This is a genomic window from Methanofollis sp. W23 (assembly GCF_017875325.1).
GTDB lineage: Archaea > Halobacteriota > Methanomicrobia > Methanomicrobiales > Methanofollaceae > Methanofollis.
Genome location: NZ_JAGGMN010000001.1, coordinates 1,255,394 through 1,271,830 on the forward strand (window position 1 = coordinate 1,255,394; position 16,437 = coordinate 1,271,830).

The 16,437-nt window shown below is 53.8% G+C and carries 16 protein-coding genes; 14 read left to right on the plus strand and 2 right to left on the minus strand.

The window, feature by feature from the left end; translation table 11 throughout:
• Positions 1-157: 157 nt before the first annotated feature.
• Entirely contained in the window at positions 158-952 is a 795-nt protein-coding gene (locus J2129_RS05250) for a hypothetical protein (protein ID WP_209629869.1), read from the plus strand.
• A gap of 276 nt (positions 953-1,228) precedes the next feature.
• On the opposite strand, the gene J2129_RS05255 is transcribed toward J2129_RS05250, so the two are convergent.
• Entirely contained in the window at positions 1,229-1,474 is a 246-nt protein-coding gene (locus J2129_RS05255) for a hypothetical protein (protein ID WP_209629870.1), read from the minus strand.
• 163 nt (positions 1,475-1,637) lie between these two features.
• On the opposite strand from J2129_RS05255, the gene J2129_RS05260 reads away from it, so the two are divergent.
• From J2129_RS05260 to J2129_RS05275, 4 genes are all read left to right on the plus strand, one after another.
• Entirely contained in the window at positions 1,638-1,982 is a 345-nt protein-coding gene (locus J2129_RS05260; protein WP_209629871.1) for a hypothetical protein, read from the plus strand.
• Positions 1,966-2,163, plus strand: coding sequence for a hypothetical protein (locus J2129_RS05265; protein WP_209629872.1), 198 nt, complete (start codon positions 1,966-1,968; stop codon positions 2,161-2,163). The genes J2129_RS05260 and J2129_RS05265 overlap by 17 nt, the downstream gene beginning before the upstream one ends.
• A 251-nt stretch (positions 2,164-2,414) precedes the next feature.
• Positions 2,415-2,669 carry a hypothetical protein gene (locus J2129_RS05270; RefSeq protein WP_209629873.1) on the plus strand — a complete coding sequence of 85 codons (255 nt, stop codon included), beginning with the start codon at positions 2,415-2,417 and terminating at the stop codon, positions 2,667-2,669.
• A 456-nt stretch (positions 2,670-3,125) separates the two neighbouring features.
• Positions 3,126-3,494, plus strand: a complete 369-nt coding sequence (locus tag J2129_RS05275; RefSeq protein WP_209629874.1) for a hypothetical protein — start codon at positions 3,126-3,128, stop codon at positions 3,492-3,494.
• A 26-nt stretch (positions 3,495-3,520) separates the two neighbouring features.
• Here J2129_RS05275 and J2129_RS05280 read toward each other — a convergent pair whose 3' ends face one another.
• Positions 3,521-3,862 carry a hypothetical protein gene (locus J2129_RS05280; RefSeq protein WP_209629875.1) on the minus strand — a complete coding sequence of 114 codons (342 nt, stop codon included), beginning with the start codon at positions 3,860-3,862 and terminating at the stop codon, positions 3,521-3,523.
• A 526-nt stretch (positions 3,863-4,388) separates the two neighbouring features.
• On the opposite strand from J2129_RS05280, the gene J2129_RS05285 reads away from it, so the two are divergent.
• From J2129_RS05285 to J2129_RS05325, 9 genes are all read left to right on the plus strand, one after another.
• Complete coding sequence (locus J2129_RS05285) at positions 4,389-5,303, plus strand: acyltransferase family protein (RefSeq protein WP_209629876.1); 915 nt, start codon at positions 4,389-4,391, stop codon at positions 5,301-5,303.
• A gap of 151 nt (positions 5,304-5,454) precedes the next feature.
• A complete protein-coding gene (locus J2129_RS05290; RefSeq protein ID WP_209629877.1) occupies positions 5,455-6,078 on the plus strand; it encodes a hypothetical protein in 624 nt (207 codons plus the stop codon).
• A 791-nt stretch (positions 6,079-6,869) separates the two neighbouring features.
• Positions 6,870-9,104, plus strand: a complete 2,235-nt coding sequence (locus J2129_RS05295) for an RND family transporter (RefSeq protein WP_209629878.1) — start codon at positions 6,870-6,872, stop codon at positions 9,102-9,104.
• Positions 9,105-9,272: 168 nt separating this feature from the next.
• Positions 9,273-9,686 (plus strand): HAMP domain-containing protein, encoded by a 414-nt coding sequence (locus tag J2129_RS05300; RefSeq protein WP_209629879.1) that lies wholly within the window; start codon positions 9,273-9,275, stop codon positions 9,684-9,686.
• A 12-nt stretch (positions 9,687-9,698) separates the two neighbouring features.
• A complete protein-coding gene (locus J2129_RS05305; protein WP_209629880.1) occupies positions 9,699-9,929 on the plus strand; it encodes a hypothetical protein in 231 nt (76 codons plus the stop codon).
• Positions 9,930-9,939: 10 nt separating this feature from the next.
• Positions 9,940-10,287, plus strand: coding sequence for a hypothetical protein (locus J2129_RS05310; RefSeq protein WP_209629881.1), 348 nt, complete (start codon positions 9,940-9,942; stop codon positions 10,285-10,287).
• The gene (locus J2129_RS05315; protein WP_209629882.1) at positions 10,284-10,991 is read left to right on the plus strand and encodes a hypothetical protein; all 708 of its coding nucleotides are present in this window, start codon (positions 10,284-10,286) and stop codon (positions 10,989-10,991) included. Before J2129_RS05310 ends, J2129_RS05315 begins: the two co-directional genes overlap by 4 nt.
• A gap of 1,058 nt (positions 10,992-12,049) precedes the next feature.
• Positions 12,050-14,887 (plus strand): M1 family metallopeptidase, encoded by a 2,838-nt coding sequence (locus J2129_RS05320; protein ID WP_209629883.1) that lies wholly within the window; start codon positions 12,050-12,052, stop codon positions 14,885-14,887.
• Positions 14,888-15,408: 521 nt separating this feature from the next.
• Positions 15,409-15,870, plus strand: coding sequence for an S-adenosylmethionine decarboxylase (locus J2129_RS05325; RefSeq protein WP_348632291.1), 462 nt, complete (start codon positions 15,409-15,411; stop codon positions 15,868-15,870).
• Positions 15,871-16,437: the final 567 nt, after the last annotated feature.

Here is a 16,437-nt window from a genome sequence, read left to right on the forward strand (position 1 = left end):
ATGCAGGTTGCTGACTGCAGGCAAAACTGCGGAGGTTCATCCAATCTGTCCAAGGCCGGGTGAACCCCCCACTGCCCAAAGGCAAGGGATAGGTTTGCGCTTCCTGTACTTAAGGTTGTGCCTCTTTTGCCTCCGGGTTATGGTAGGAGGAAAGAAAATGAATGAAAAGAATAGAACAAGAAACGTAGGTCAAACAGTTGGAGTCCTAATAACGTTGTGCATATTTGGTGCAATGCTTGTTCCTATGGCAAGTGCATATGGGAATAGTGAATATGCCAGCTTGGACACACCTGATTTATCAGAGGAAGATTATTACAGGGAATTAATCTCCAACCTTATTGGGAAAGATATCACTTACGCAGAATTCTACGAAGCAGTCTATCCCGGCGAGATGGAGAAACTCCCAGAAGATCTTCAGAAACTCTATAAATCCAGTAAAATTCAATGGACTGCTCCTGAAGAGCAAATGCCAGAACCTCTCACAGAAGAGGAGATGAGTGAGATCAGGTCGAGGGCATCTGATTCGAAATCCGGTCTCAACAAAGTCCCATCTGCGGAAGAAGCTGGTGTAGTTCTTCGAAATATAATGAACAATAATAGCGCATCGAAGGATAGCGATTTATGCATTGCTGGGTTATCATGGGCTTCTCATGGAAACAGGGTTGTAAACTATTATTCTTCAAGTCAGGCACAGCCTAAGATACAAATACCCTACATGTCGACAAAAACACGATTATTCATGTTCGTCAAGCCGGCGTGGGTGGAGATCGCAAACGAGGAGAAAATTGGGATTCTTGTTACATCCCAGACAGTAACGGGGCAAAAATCCGTAGATGGAGACAATTTATACCAGGTGCTTGGTGACCATTATTGTGGTGTCCCGCCTCCAGGCTATGTCATAGTAGGGTCTAACCCGGGGTACAGCACGAGCCAAGTATTTTACGTTAGTTGACACTAAACTGGCTGAACAGAAAAAATTTCTTTTTTTGAACAAGCCTTTTTATTAGGCCCGTGAGAACTTTAGAGAAATATAGTTAGCAAATTTTGATAAAACTACAATTAATGTGTGAACAGATCGCGATCATGGAGTAACTGACTTCCCGAAAGTTAAGCGCATAATCTCAACTTCTCAAGGATCGTCCTCTGTCTCCGCGAGAGTTCCGTCACCATAATCTCACCATTGGTAAGTCTAATCTTCTTGATATTGACCAGTTCCAGCAGCATCCCTTCATGCATATAGTCCTCCATCAGCCCCGTCTCTTTCATCCATTTCAACAACCCTCAGGATCAGGCCGATGAAGGTCACAAACAGGAACCCCTTCATCGAAGACTCGTTCTTTGCGTTGAGTGGCATCACCTGAATGTCCTGTTTCAACGTTCGGAACGCCTTCTCCACCGCATCGCGCTCCCGGTACACTGTGAGACACTCCTGCCAGTCGAGTGAACTATGGGTGAGGATAATCTGTTTTCCCATCTGGTTTACCCTCTGCGAGACCGCATTCTTCCGTATCTCAACCTAGAATCAGTTGTCAACCACCTGCTAAGTATTTCGTCATCTTTCCTGCTTGTTCCTTGAATACTTCTTCAGGCCTGCGCCACCCGGGAATCCGACTCGATTCGAGTTTCGCTTTTAGGTCATGCAGGCGGATGTAGAACAGATTGCACTCCGTCTGCTCTCATTTCAGATCGTAATTACAGAATCCGGAGACAGGAATGTCCTGAAACGTCAGAGTAACGTGTTTCACGAAGATCGGATCCTGCTGGTACACCTACAGGTACTGCGGGCTTTCGAGAACCTGTTGTGCTTCCGTCAATACTTCCTTCACCTGTTTAAGGGGGAGTGGGGCCGGGATGACAAAGGATATCTCTTCCTGGAGGAGTTCCTCCAGATTTCCCTGGCTGAAAAACTCGCGATCGAGGGCCATGGTATAGTTGTGGATACCATGTGCGCTGAGCCTGTGGACGGTGTTCTTCAGGCGTGAGGACATCGACGATGCTGCCGGGATAGATATCGTACATGACTGGAATCGCGTGCTCGGTGTCGAAGATGAACAAGAAGTTGATCTGCGGCAGATTGAGACCGTCCCAATTATAACTGTGTTCGAGGAGCAGAATGAGATGGGAGTAACTGGACAGGCTGGTGATGTCATAGATCAGGGTTGAGTCGGTACTGATACCCATGAGGAGGGACGTCATGAATGCGTCGGGAACACCACTTTCACCGATCTCGAAGAAAAGTTCACTGATCCGCTGGCTGGAGAGCGGAAGGCCCGGGTTGGTCAGGAAGAGGAAGTATCTTCGTACCACGACGAGACTAGGTGCATGGCTAGCGGCTGCACGGCCCGGTTCATTGAATGTGCTAAAATGACGTTTGTTTCGATATCGCTCGTCAATGATAAGAGATATTCGTCCAGATGAAGATCCTTGGTGATTGCCAGGAGGGGAAGAAAAGGACCGTGAGAATAAGCATGTGTGGGGACGGAGGCGATGGATGTACCGGCGGTTTCGGTCCTTACTTTGACGGGTTTCCCGTCGATGATTTTCCCGAGATATCAGGATTTGTGCTGGATCTGCTTTGTTTCGGAGTCGTAGTAGGGGATGTCTTCGTACCAGTATTTCTTTCCTTTGATTCGTTTGATCCAGACGAGGGGTTTCATATACTGAATTAATAGGTAGTGCCCCCGGCAATAACTGATAACAAAAAAAACTCTCTCTGCGCCAGTTTCTGTTATGAATACAGGTCACTGCTCAACGGAATTCGGTCAGATTTTCAGAAATAGATTTTCAGTTCTATTCTGGAGCACTACTAATTAATAAGTGCATTAAAAATATTAAATATCTTCTGATTAGTTGGGTGAAAGAAGAATTGGGTAGTTAAAATACAATTATGATGTGCTTAAAAAAACGGGAACTCAGGGAAGTGCGCTTCCAACTCTGTCTTAAAAACGGATCAAACATTATAAAGAGTCGCCTGAAGCAATGTCGCACTCCAATATTTATCCATCGTGTATAAGAGAGCACGCATCATCAAAAGCAGCAAATGCCGTCGGAAGGTTGAGAACCTTCAAGGTTCCAGGGTAAGAATTATATGCCAAGATGTTTAAATTAATAAATGGCGAGTATATATGACGTATAAGATATTGTCCTACATTTCAACTATATCAATTGCATTCGTTCTCATTTTAGCTCTGCTCTCAAGCGGTTGTACTGATACAGGAAAAACCGAGGAAGAAATCGTTATTGGGACGGTCTTATATGTCGAAAACGATAACGGGACATATATCATACAGGCGGAAAACGGAACACGCTACGCTCCTGTGAATCTGGACGAAGAATATCAGATCGATGGCATAGTGGTAGGTTTTCGAGGGGTCACTCTGGAAAATGATAGCGTAGTAGAATCTCCAGGTATTCCTCTCGAAATTCACTATATAGGTACATATGTTCCGCCCGGAGCAAATGCCACAATCAAACTTGAGAAACAGTTGCCGTGAGACAATCTCGTATCGTACTGCAGAGTTCAACCGGCTGCCTGAAGAAACCATGGGAACGGGTGCATCTCTTTCCCTAACAAACAATCTGCATCGGTTCCGATCGTGAGGGAAATCCTGTATGCAACTCTGAAACGCCTCTTCAAGGCCCTGGACTGCCTGTTCGGTGGAGATCTGGAGCGAGTTTGGCAAGCAGGCACGATGCATGAAGGTCGAATTTCTGCTTCTTCGTCACCCCTGCGCACGGTGAGCCCGAAGAGATGTTTTTTTGATTTCGCACTCGTTTTTGAGAGACCGGCAACAATTTCCATATCGTGGGGAATCTGATAGATATACCATTCAAAAAACTCGTGCGCCTCCTTCTCATTCATCTCCCTGACCTCGACGAGGTTTGATGGAGAGTGTTTTCAGATATAGGCTCTGTTGAAACCCTCTTCTGGAGTGGGAGTGGGGCTGACCACATCTCTGTTTCATGTGAACTTGATAGGCAGAGGACGCCACCAATCTTAGAAACGTTCCCTATTCTGCCTTCCCACTCCAATCTTGATGCCAGGGGTTCTGGGGTGCTAGTCCCCGGCGCAATTGATGTGAGAAGGCATGAGGGCAGGAAGAAAGGAGAGAAACAGCGGAAGGTCGGAGCGCCCCCCTGACCCCCCACGGATGAAGATAGCCGAGGGTGGGCAAGGAACTCTGGACCCGACTGCTGCTTTGCTATAAGGAGAATGATCTAGGAATTCAACAGAGCCCGGATATACAAATCCCTCTCTTTTTTGTTCCTTCGTCGCCGGGGAGACAATTCTGTTGACACTCAATTACACTCGGCCCTTCCAAAATAACAGATCAAAAAGACTATCATGATCCTATCATCAGTGCATATCATGTAAGGGGGCAAATGAAATGGAAAGGATCCTCTTTTTGGACGAGATAAAGGCCTTCGCAATCCTTCTTGTCATTTTTATTCATATGCAAAATTTCCTCTCAGTCTTCCTCGTAAAGAATATTCTTATCTTTGAGATCTTGAAATTTATCGCAGTGGGATGCTTTACATTTGCCTCTGGGTACGCCATCTACAGGAACAATTCAAACATACAAACCAGAAGGGAAGGTTTGCATTTCTATAAAAAAAGAATTATGAGGATTTATCCTCTCTACCTCGCTGCACTCTTGGTATATTTTCTCTGCTTCCAGGTCTTTGCGCTCTTCCCCCCTCTCCACTACAGCACTATCGAATGGATCGCCACCATCCTCTCTCTCCAGGTACTGCTGGCACCCTATATCGAACCGATCTTCACTCTCTGGTTTATCGGTTTCATCATGGTGATGTATGCCCTCTACCCCTTATTTTCACGATCTTCAGGTAAGATGAGGAAGAGAGTCATCCTCGCTGCAAGCATCTTTGCTCTCCTGTTCATCCTTCATCAGGTTCTGGACATCATCGACTATCGCTTCTTTTTCTACTATTTCTTCTTCATTGCCGGGATATTTGCAGCAGAAAAAAACTGCCGTTTCCTTATTCTTGAGCGTCCACTCAAAAGGTACAGAAGTAGCATCGCCCCTGCCGTCATTGCACTCTCGTATGCGTCGTACTGTATCTTCCTCTTTCACATGCCGGTGTTTGCCATATCTGGCTACTTCATATCTAGAATGGATCTTCCCGGGTACCTGCAGAACGGAGTCGTCCTGTTCATCGTCATCCCCACCATGATCTGTCTGTGTTATTTTGTCCAGAGATCATACGATGCTGTAATCAAAAACGGTGGAATCAGGTTCCCGCGTGATTCATTCTCCTTGGGAAAGAGGAACAGAGGATGAGATCTGCATGAGGGAGGGACCATCGGTCTATTCGGATATTGGAGCGAGAATAGTACGTATTTCCAGGAATGGCGAACATGATATATGGGCAGGAGCATAGGTTGAATTCTATAGGGACGTGCCCCTGCACCTCCTGAGAATGAAGAGAGGTATGATTGACATGAAGGCCCTGAAGTTCAGGATCCTCCTGCTTGCAATCATTATAGTGGCAGTGACCATGGTCTCGATCCTGGGTGCGGCAGAAGATGGATTCGATGAACATGATCACGCCGACGTGAACTCAACCGCCGATGTGCCGGATCATTTCATCCCTCCTGAATATTTCATGAACGCAAGACCTGCAACACCCTTGCCAGAATCTGAAATGATCTCTTTTATTCTCTCGGAAAAAACTCTCAACATATCGGCGCAAGATGAGGGAAGTGGGATCATTGTCCTCCCTCTTCCGTCGCTCTGTCAGGACCGGTATATGAACTACAAAGAACACCCGCACCGATTCGTTGAAACAAATATCGGCCCGGATGATGGGATTGTTCTGGTACAGATGCCTGAAGCGATGTACGAAAGATTCCGTGCCGGTGCACAGAATAATACCATCTCTCTACCCGCCTCACCCTTCTGCAGGTTTTATGACAACCTCACTGATCTCGACGCTCACCTTGCAGGTGAGGAGGGCGTCTTCACGGTGCTTCCAGGGGAAGCAGATGCGAATACAAATACTACGGTCCCCCCTCTGGCGGTCACCCCGGAGAGACAGGAGAGCATACTGATATAATATTCTCCTTGATGCGCTTCGGCGGGGGGGGGCGTGCCGGGCCCCAGGGGTCCGGGCGGCACATGTCCCCGCCATGATGGCGCAAGAAGGCACGCCGATCAGAATGGCCGCCCTCAGTCACAGGTTCTTCGTCGTCATCTCACGCCAGGCCCCACGATGAGGAGAGGAAGGGGCGGCAATGCAGTGGGCTTTCCACCCGTTGTACTGCTCAGAAGGAGGAAGACAGATCAGTGCACGAGCAGGAGACCCAAATCATTCTCATCCAGTATGCGTGAGCCTTAAGATTCATGCCGGATTCTACAGAACCAGGGAAACAGGATTCTCTCCTGACACCGATTCACAAGGCAAGAATACTCCCCACACTCCTGGAGATTTTCTGGGTCATATTTATCGTGTATACGCGGTACAATGGTCCATACTTGGGGTTTGTAGAAACCCTCAGGATATAACTCTTCGACAGGGAGCGTGTCGCTCCCAAAACTCCCCACCACGAGATTGGTCGTGGACGTTAAATCGCCCTACAGGTCCATCGATTATGCCTTCCCAGTCCTATCTTCGTCCTGGGGGTCCGGGGGTAGCGTCCCCGACACATATGATGGAGAAGGCGGGGGCGGCACTCGTCCCAGAGATTGGTGAGGGATGAGGGGTTCTCCAGGGTCCAGACTTGATTTTCCCTGGCAAAAAAATGACCATCCAGGATCATCTGGCCCGGGGATTGTGTTGTCACAATCGCAACAAATAGTTTATTCATCTCCCGGACATACATACTGGGTTAATATGGAGGTCGAGGTGTGAAGTCCCCGTATCAGACAATTGCAGAAACCATCAATAAACACCCCGCGACAGTGGCCGGCCTCTTCGTGATGCTCCTCCTCGTTGCCTTCTATGGGACGAGCCTCATCGCAATGGAGACCGGGTCAGACACCTACCTGGACAAGACCACCACCCGCGGGATGCTCTACGACAAGTACTCCGACTCATTCATGTCAGACAGCATCATGCTGCTGGTCGAGACCGACAATGTGCTCAACCCCCAGGTCCTCGAATACCTGGACACTCTTCAGGAGGACATTGCCGACGAACGCTATGTCAGTTCGACCCAGAGCATCGTCGACATGGTCAAGCAGGTCAACGGCGGTGTCCTGCCCCGTTCAGACGGAGAGGTGCAGCAGGCCAGGGCCCTGGTTCCCCAGGAGGTCATGGACCGTTACGTTCCCTCCAACATGATGACCATCGGGATCATCACCCTTGAGCCGGGCGTCTCCTCAGATGTAAGAGAGACCGTCCTCAATGCCATCGACTCGGCAGTGGCCATCTCCAACCCCCCGCCAGGGGTTGAGATCACTGTCAGTGGCGACCCAGCCTTCGCCCAGCAGATGAAGGACGAGATGGGCTCTTCGACGGGCGTGCTCATCGGGGCGGCGATGCTCCTGATGATCCTTGCCGTCGGCCTCCTCTTCTCGCATGTGAGGTACCGCTTCCTCCCGGTCTTCATCGTGGCCACCGGGCTTGTCCTCACCTTCGGGCTGATGGGGCTGACCGGGATCAAGATCAACATGGCGACGATGGGTGCGTTCCCGGTGCTCATCGGGATCGGGATCGACTATGCGATCCAGTTTCATTCCAGGTTCGACGAAGAGCGACGGCGTGCCCCGGTCGATGAGTCGGTGGTCACCACCATCACCAGGACCGGGCCCTCGGTCCTGTATGCGATGACCGCGACATCAATGGGTTTTCTTGCGATGTGGATCTCGCCGGTCCCGATGGTGCAGAGTTTCGGTCTCGTCTGTGTCATCGGGGTGGTGATGTGCTATCTATCGGCCCTTATCATCGTCCCGACCTTTGGAGTACTCTTCAAGTACCGTCCCAGGGAAGAGAACGGGAGCGCCGCAAGTGGGAAGATGGCCGCATACAACAACTTCCTCGGCGGCCTGGCCGTGAAGATCGCAAAGAACCCGGTCCCCATCCTCCTCATCCTCGGCCTCGTCGCCTTTGTCGGGGTCGAGATGGACAGCGAGATCAAGATCAGCACCGACGAGCAGACCTTTGTCCCCTCTGATATGCCGGCGGTCGTCGACCTGAAAAAGATCACGCGCACGATGGGTTCGACCCAGACACTCCCGATCTATATCAGGGGCGACGACGTCACCAGCATGGACAGTCTGGAATGGATCGAGAGGTTCTCGCGATCTGAGGTGCACGACAATGCCGAGATCACCGAGGCGACGAGCATCGTCAGTCTGGTCCAGCAGTACAACCATGGAGTCCTGCCAGGGACCGACGCCGAAGTCGCTGCAGTGCTGGACCTGATCCCTGAGGCAGAAAAAGCGAAGTACCTGCGCGGGAACATGGAAACGGTCATCCAGTTCTCCCTGACCGACATGGAGATGGAACAGGCGGAGAGTTTCATCAATAAAGTCCGCCAGGACATTGCCTGGGACAAACCGCCGGCCGGGATCGTCGCCGACCCGACAGGTTCTCTTGAACTCTTCACGGCGCTCATCGACGATATCGCCAAGGGCAAGACTCAGATGACGCTCCTCGGTTTCGGGCTCATCCTCGGGTTCCTCTTCCTGATATATCGCAAAATCGGGAAGGCGGCCTCCCCGCTCATCCCGATCATGATGATCGTGGGGTGGAACGGGTTGATCATGTACCTCCTCGGGATCGACTACACCCCGCTCACTGCGGTCCTTGGTTCGATGACCATCGGAGTGGCCTCAGAGTATACCATCCTGATCATGGAGCGGTTCTATGAGGAGCGCGACAAGGGGTCAGGAGTCTATGATGCAGTCCAGCACGCGGTCTCCCAGATAGGGACTGCGATCACAGTCTCCGGGATGACGACGGTCTTTGGGTTCTCGGCACTGGTCCTCTCGACCTTCAACATCATCCAGAACTTCGGCGTCGTCACAGTGATCACGGTCGGGTTCTCGTTGATGGGCGCGATCATCGTGATGCCTGCGGTTCTCTCCCTGGTGGGGCGCTCATGGCGCCCAGATCAAGGAAATACCGCCGCAAAATGATCATATCTCTTTTTCTTTCTTTGTCCTCGTATTTCCCGGTCACTTCATTCCCGAATGTCCTGAATCAAGCTATAATTATTTTTAATTTGATTTTGAATACCATATAGATAAATAACACAATTGAATACTTTTAAATATTAAAGTGTAGAATAATCTCCCATGGAAGGTATGGCCAAGTCCGGCGCAGGGGGGAGGAGCCCCACCCTCCAGATCCCCATCTTCTACAAGCTCTTTGCAAGTATGCTCTTTGTCGCCGTAATTCCCGTCATCCTGCTCGGGATCATGGCAGCAGGAGATACCGAAGGGATTGTGGAGATCCTTGGTCTCCAGGGGACGGTCTTTGTCCTGACCCTGGCGACGCTCGGGATTGTGGTGATGTGGAGTCTCTTCCTTGCAAGCAGCATCACGCGCCCCATCACCCAGCTCTCAGAGGTGGCCAGGAATGTCTCGATGGGAGATCTCAGGGAGGCAAATGTGGACGTCACAAGCAACGACGAGATCGGGGATCTTGCCGCGTCCTTCAACAGGATGATCAACTCGTATCGGGTGCTCGACGCCCTTGCCCGTGAAGATAATGAGTGAGGCGGTCCCTGCATGCCACTGGACAAGAACGTGCTCACCGCCCTGGAGGAGGAGACCGGTCCATCGGCCAGTTATGTCCTCTCAAGGTCTGCAAAAAAAGCACTGAACAAGAGTCCGGCCAGCCTGACTGTTACCGACCTCCCCGCCCTGGCTGATGCTTGTTACTCCGCGGCGGTACCGGTCCTCGGCACCGAGGCGTCCGGCAAGATAAAAAATAAGATCGAGATACTTTTAAGGGTCTAAGAGGGATTGTATGGTTGGAATGCTCACGTTTGTCCTGAAAAAACTCCTGATCGGTGGGGCGTTCGGTGCCGCCCTGGTCGGGCCTGACGGAGAGGTTCTCGGCCAGGCGGGAGGGGCCGACTGGGACGGCGCCGCCCCCCTGATCCATGAGGCGGCATCGTCCTGGGACTGTCTTGCCGGCGGACCTGAAGCCGAGCGGTACGGTGGGGCCATTGTGGAGGGGGCCGGGGGGAGCCTCCTTGTCATGCCCATCGAAGACGGGTCAGTCCTTGCCGTCCTCCTCGGCCCTGGCGCCAACCAGGGACGGGTCAGATACGAGATGAAGAAGAATATAGAATTGATCACATCGGTGGTATGACAGTAACACTCCCTGAAGGAACCAGTCTTGGCACGATGCAGGCCCCGCTCACCTGGGTCTTCTCCCACACCGGCAAATTTGTCGGGAAGGTTGCAGTCCAGGTCCAGGGTGGAAACGGTTTTCTCCTGATCAGGAAAGGGGAGGCGATTGCCTACTGGTTTAGATATGGCAAGATGATCCTGCGTGGAAACGCAGCCAGAGAATATCTTCTCTCCCAGGGGGTCGTCGACCTGAACCTCTGCCGATATACTGAAGAAGAATTTTCTGCGGCTCAAGAATGGTGCAGAGAACACGGGGTCCAGATCGCGGGTTCCTCATCCCCCCCGGCACCGGCGACTGGATCAGATGAACCAGATGAACCAGATGAACAGAAAGCCCAGGTAAGGCCCCCGACGCAACCAGTCCAGGCCACACAGTGGTCTGATGCCGGAATAATGATGGTCGGCCGGTGCGGGTCCGAAGGCCTCGAAGTGCTGGCCGGGCGGCGGCCTGCAGATCTGAACGAGCATGCCCTCTGCTCGTCCTTTGGAGTCGCCCGTAAACTTGCAGAGACTCTTGGGATCGGCGAGATCTCGGACTTCACGCTTGAGACACGCTCTGGGACCTATCTGGTCTCAGACGAGGATGAAGGGGTTCTCTGTCTTATCACTACGCCTGATGTACCCTTCGGGCGGATCAGGACTCTCCTGCAGAGAAGAGAATAGACCTCCGAAGATGAAATCTTTCAAGGGGGCCGCCGCGACGCGCGAGGCTCTCTCAATTGGAGAGCATAATCCCTGCGGAACGCAGATCTCCGCGGGGGACCGCATCCTGTTCTCATGACCTTTTTTCTGCCTTCCCGCACCAATCGCCATTCCGGGAGGTGCCAGGGAAACTGAATGCATGCAGGACTCACCACTTCCCTGCACCACCTATCTTCATCCCGGAAGGCCTGGAGCGCCGCCCCCCCCCGGTGCGTATGATGTGGGAAGGGAGGAGGGTCATGTTCACACTAGGAAGGGGCGAGGGTTTTACAGAGCCAAAAATTCGAAACACTCTCTTCCACCGGGGGGCTTTTGTTGCCCCCCGGACCCCCACGAATAAAGATTGGCGGGGATTTGCGTCCTGTCTTCATGGTTTATTTTTCTGCCCTCCCGGTGCAATTGTGGTCCAGAGGGATCAGGCGGCACTCATCCCCGGCATAGTGGCGTGAGGAAAGGCGACGAATGCATGGGTGCGCGATGAATATGCAGAGGTCTCTTCATTCTCTTCTAATCGTGCTCATCGACGAGGAGAAAGGCGGGAGAGTTTTTGAATGACCCCCATGAAAATGAACCTGAAGATCGCCTCTCAGGGTTTGCATGAGAATTTGCACATTTCCCGGTGTGAATAACGGAGGAAGGCGACCGATCAGACGTGCCGCCCACAAAAAAATAAAACATGGTTCTTGCTCTCTCCTGCCGGGGGCGCTGCCCCCGGACCCCTCACGATGAAGATAGGGGGGAAGTTCTTGAACGAGATCTGCTTCAGATACTTCCTCCACTCACTAATTAAGGCCAGAGTAATTTCGGGATGACCTCAAAGGAAAAAATTTCATCAGAGAACCTAAAACGTGCTTTTTCTCCTCGCACGATGAGTGCAGATGGAAACGGTTCCACCCAGTCTCCGGTGTACAACCAGACGATGCACCAGATGACCGCTGATCTTCGAGGTCCGGCACCAGGTCGGAGAGCCCCCTGGGGCAAGGATAATAGTTCCCTGGCCCCTATCCTGAGTGAGTCTGATGACGCGTCTCTTTACTTTTTATCCTGAAGATTTCGGTGAACTGCCGGTTGAAGTTCTCCACATGGACCTCGTCATCCTGGTCGGCGACGAGGCGACCGAGGTAAAGTCACGGATGCACCTGCGGGTGCGGGACCGACCAGTCGCACATCTTGCACTGAATGCCCGCGACCTCAAGGTGCTGAGCGCCTCGTGCGAGGAGTGTGTGACCCCGGTCAGGTACGACGCCAGGGCACACCTCCTAGTCTTCACCTTCGCCACCCCGCACCCCGCCGGGACAGATCTCCACCTCCTCACCCACACCAGGTGCCGGCCCTCCGACCACCTCCTGGAGGGGCTGTATTATGACGTGCCCCCTGCCGGCGCCCCGCCGACCCAGATCACCCAGTGCCAGCAGTGGGGCTTCCAGCGGATCGTCCCGTGCTTCGACGAGATGACGGCCAAGTGCACCTACACCACGACGGTCATCGCCGACGAACGCTATACCAACATCATCTCCAACGGCGACCCGCTCTCGGCCCCGAGGCCATATGGGGACGGCCAGATGATCGTCACCTTCGACAACACCACCACCCCGATGGCCCCATACCTCTTCTTCCTGGGCGTTGGAACCTATGCGACCTTCAGGCGCGAGTTCGAGTACCCGGATGGCCGGACCTTCACCCTCGAACTCCTGGCCCCTCCGGGTGCAGACCCTGCGGCCGCAGAGGAGGCCCTGGAGGTACTCGCCGACGGCGTGCTCTGGGTCTATCTCTTCACCGGGCCGGAGCAGTACCGCCACCTCCCTCTCCGCAAGGCTCTCATGGCGCGTTGCCACGAGCGTGACTTGGCAAAGGCGGTAGGAGACGAGGAGCGCGTCGAGGCGTTGCGGACCAGACTCGTCGAACAAGTCAGGGAGATCACTCCCGGGTATGCCTATACCGGCACGGTCTACCGCGAGATCGGGATGCAGAACTCAGACTATGGCGGGATGGAGAATGTCGGCAACACCACCATCACCACCAACCGGCTGATGCCCTTCCCGCAGATAACCGACCGGGCCTATGAATATATGGTGCGGGTGAAGGTCCACGAGTATTACCACAACCTCAACGGCTCTGAGGTGACCGGGAAGACGCCATTTGAGATCTGGCTCAACGAAGCGGTGACGGTGCATGTGGAAAACCAGCACTTCGGGTTCTTCTTCGGCGAGGAGTACGCCCGTCTCCAGACAGTCCTCGAACTCGTCGACCCTGAGACCGGCACCTTCGCCCTGGACGAGGGGGCGGCCTCGATGCCCATCGAGCCAGACGGCTTCAACGACCCCAACGAGTTGATCACTGGGGTCACCTACGTGAAGTCGCCTGAGTTTGTGAGGATGGTCGAGACGGTCGTGGGAAAAGAGACCTTTGCCCGTGGGCTCGGGGTGTATCACCGACGGTTCGCCCATGGGAACGCTTCCAGGCAGGACTGGCTGGAGGCGATGGAGGAGGTCTCAGGGTGCAGTCTCGGCAAGATGGCGGCGGGGTGGCTGAAGCAGACCGGGTACCCGGAGGTGCGGGTGGCGCACCGCTACGATCCGACGAGGCGCACCTGCACCCTCTCGATCGAGCAGGAGACCCCCGAGGGTGCAGAGCCCTGGACCTTCCCGCTGACCATGGCCCTGGTCGGGGCCGACGGCGTCGACCTCGCGGAGCAGACGCATCTGGTGAGAGGTCGGCACGAGACCATGGTCTTTGAGGGCGTCGACGCTCCTGCCTACCTCTCGGTCAACCGCGGCTATACCTTCTATGGACGGGTGACCAACGACGCCGCGCCTGCGGCACTCTACCTCCAGGCGCGGACCGACCCCGACCTCATTGCCCGTTTCTGCGCCTTCCAGCGGTGTGCGGAGGCCGAGATGCTCAGGTTGCTCCAGGACCCTTCGGCCGCTCCCTCGAATGAGTTCTGTACGCTCTACGTCGACCTCGCCTCTGACGACGACCTGATGCGCCGGGCCGGCGGGCAGTTCCTCACCCTCTTCGAGTCGGTGACCGACCCGCACTATGCCCACTGCTACACCGCCCTCCATGAGGCACGGGTGCGCCTGCTGAGGGGGATCGCGGCCGCCCACCAGGAGCGGCTTACGGCCCTGTACCACCGGTACGCGGCGGCGCCGGCCGACCGGAGCCCGTCGGCGATCAAAGCACGGCAGGTGAAGAACGCCGTCCTGCAGGTGCTCGCCGCCCTCGACACCCCTGAGGTCCATGCCCTCATCAGGGAACAGTTCGAGGATGCGGGCTGCGCCACCGACCAGATTGCGGCCTTTGCCGCGTACCTCGATTCTTCGGCCCCTGACCGGTGTGCGGTACTGGAAAAGTTTGAGGCTGAGTCGAAGGAACATCCGGTCTCATGGGAGACGTTCCTTGCCGTTGTCGCGGGGTCGTCAGCCCCCGACACCCTCGACCTGGTGCAGGAGGTGGCGGCTTCGCCATCCTTCCATATCGAGCAGTCCAATGATCAGCGGGCACTCTTCGGGCGGTTTACCAGGAATCGTCGGCTCTCCCTGGAAACTCCTGAGGGACGCGAGTATCTTGCAGAGGTGCTCGGCCGTCTCGGCCAGATAAACGAGTACAACACGGTCAGCGCCCTCGAGGTCTTCGGCGCCCTTGACAGGATGGCAGAGGAGCACCAGATTCCGCTGGTGGGCGTGCTTCTCTCGGTGATGCGGGGCGTCGACCCTGAGATGCAGCCGAGTGTCTACCACACCGCCCGCCGCCTCCTCCATGGGGCACCGCATGCGGTGGCGAGGTACGTCGCCGAGCACGGCCCTGCCCCTGAACTGGTTGAGGTGCCGCACCTGGCTGGGCATGGGGCGTGAGGATGTGCTGCAGTGTGCATTAACGTATACATATTTTTTGAACAATATTTCATATTCGATATCGGTAGGATTTCATGAGCCCGAATATCGGACAAATAATAACATCTAAGAGACTTTTTGTCCCTTTTATTCCCCTATGATTCTTAAAAGCCCAAATAAAAACAGAATTGGAAATATTCAGGCAAATAAAACCTATTTATTTTGATTTTCATCGTGCCGAGATATGCCAAATTCAAATCTGGACGCGTATGGGGCGCAGAACCGATTAATGGCCTGAGCGTCCCTCACTGGATATGGGAGGCTGAATCTTGCCGATAATTGGCCCCCATCTATTTTCCTCCCGGAATTGTCCCAATTGTCCAGATATGCACATTTTTAACCATTATTTGGCATTTTTAATCGAATATTCGCAGTATATTTTCAATCCCTCCGAGGTATCGCGAGAGATATTTTTAAATCTCCATCATGTGTTGTAGATCCATCAATATCCTCTAGACCCCCAGGAGGGGATCAGTATGGAGATGACCACTACCAAAATGAACAACCAGCCTGACATGCTTGGCCTGAACCGTGCGATGACAACCTGGGACGCCCTCTCCGACGAAGAGATCATCGAGCGGTTCAGGGAACAGGGTTCATGGGGCCTGTATACCAGTGTCGACCTCAAGGACTGCGACCCCCAGGCCATCAGAGACGCCGACACGATCAGGCGGTTCATTGTTGAGCTCTGCGACCTCATTGATATGAAGCGCTTTGGCGAGCCGACCGTCGTCCACTTCGGCCCGAACGAGAAGGTGGCGGGCTACTCGATGACCCAGCTCATCGAGACTTCCCTGGTCTCAGGCCACTTTGCGAACGAGACCAACGCCGCCTACCTTGACATCTTCTCCTGCAAAGAGTACGGCCCCAAGAAGATGGGGGGGTTCTGCAAGCAGTTCTTCGGCGCTCGCACTATGACTACCCACATCCTCTTCAGGGACTGAAAAGAGCGTTCCCCTTTTTTTCTTTTTTTGGATCTGTAGAATTGAACATGAGCCTCAGGCTCAAGCATACAGGATGAAAATATCTCGTCGCTTGATCTCTCTTATTCAAGACAGGAGAATTGTTGGAGACCTTGTTCCATCGCCGCCCCTGCCTCTCCTCGTCGTGGGGGGGTTCCGGGGAGTGCAACCCTCGGGCGCGAGATGGCGGTGAAGATGCTGCCTGCGATTGAGGGCGGCACGCCTGATCAATCATCACGCCTTCCCAAACACCGGTGCCGGGGGCGAGTGCCGCCCGGACCCCCGGGATGAAGATGGGGGTGGGACGGCGCCATCAATGACCATGCAGAGGGTAATGCCGTCCACCGCCTATCGAATCGCGCGGGGGGGTTTGGGGGCGGCCAACCCCCCCTCGAAAAGAGAACCATCACAATGATTTTCTACGGGGCCAGTATTTTCAGATCATCTCTTGCGCCGAAGAAGGCACCGCCCCCTTCATGATCACCGCTCTGCCGTCCTGTTTCAATCTTCGGGCTCTTCGGGTGAGTGATCAGAGGGGCGTTGCCCTTC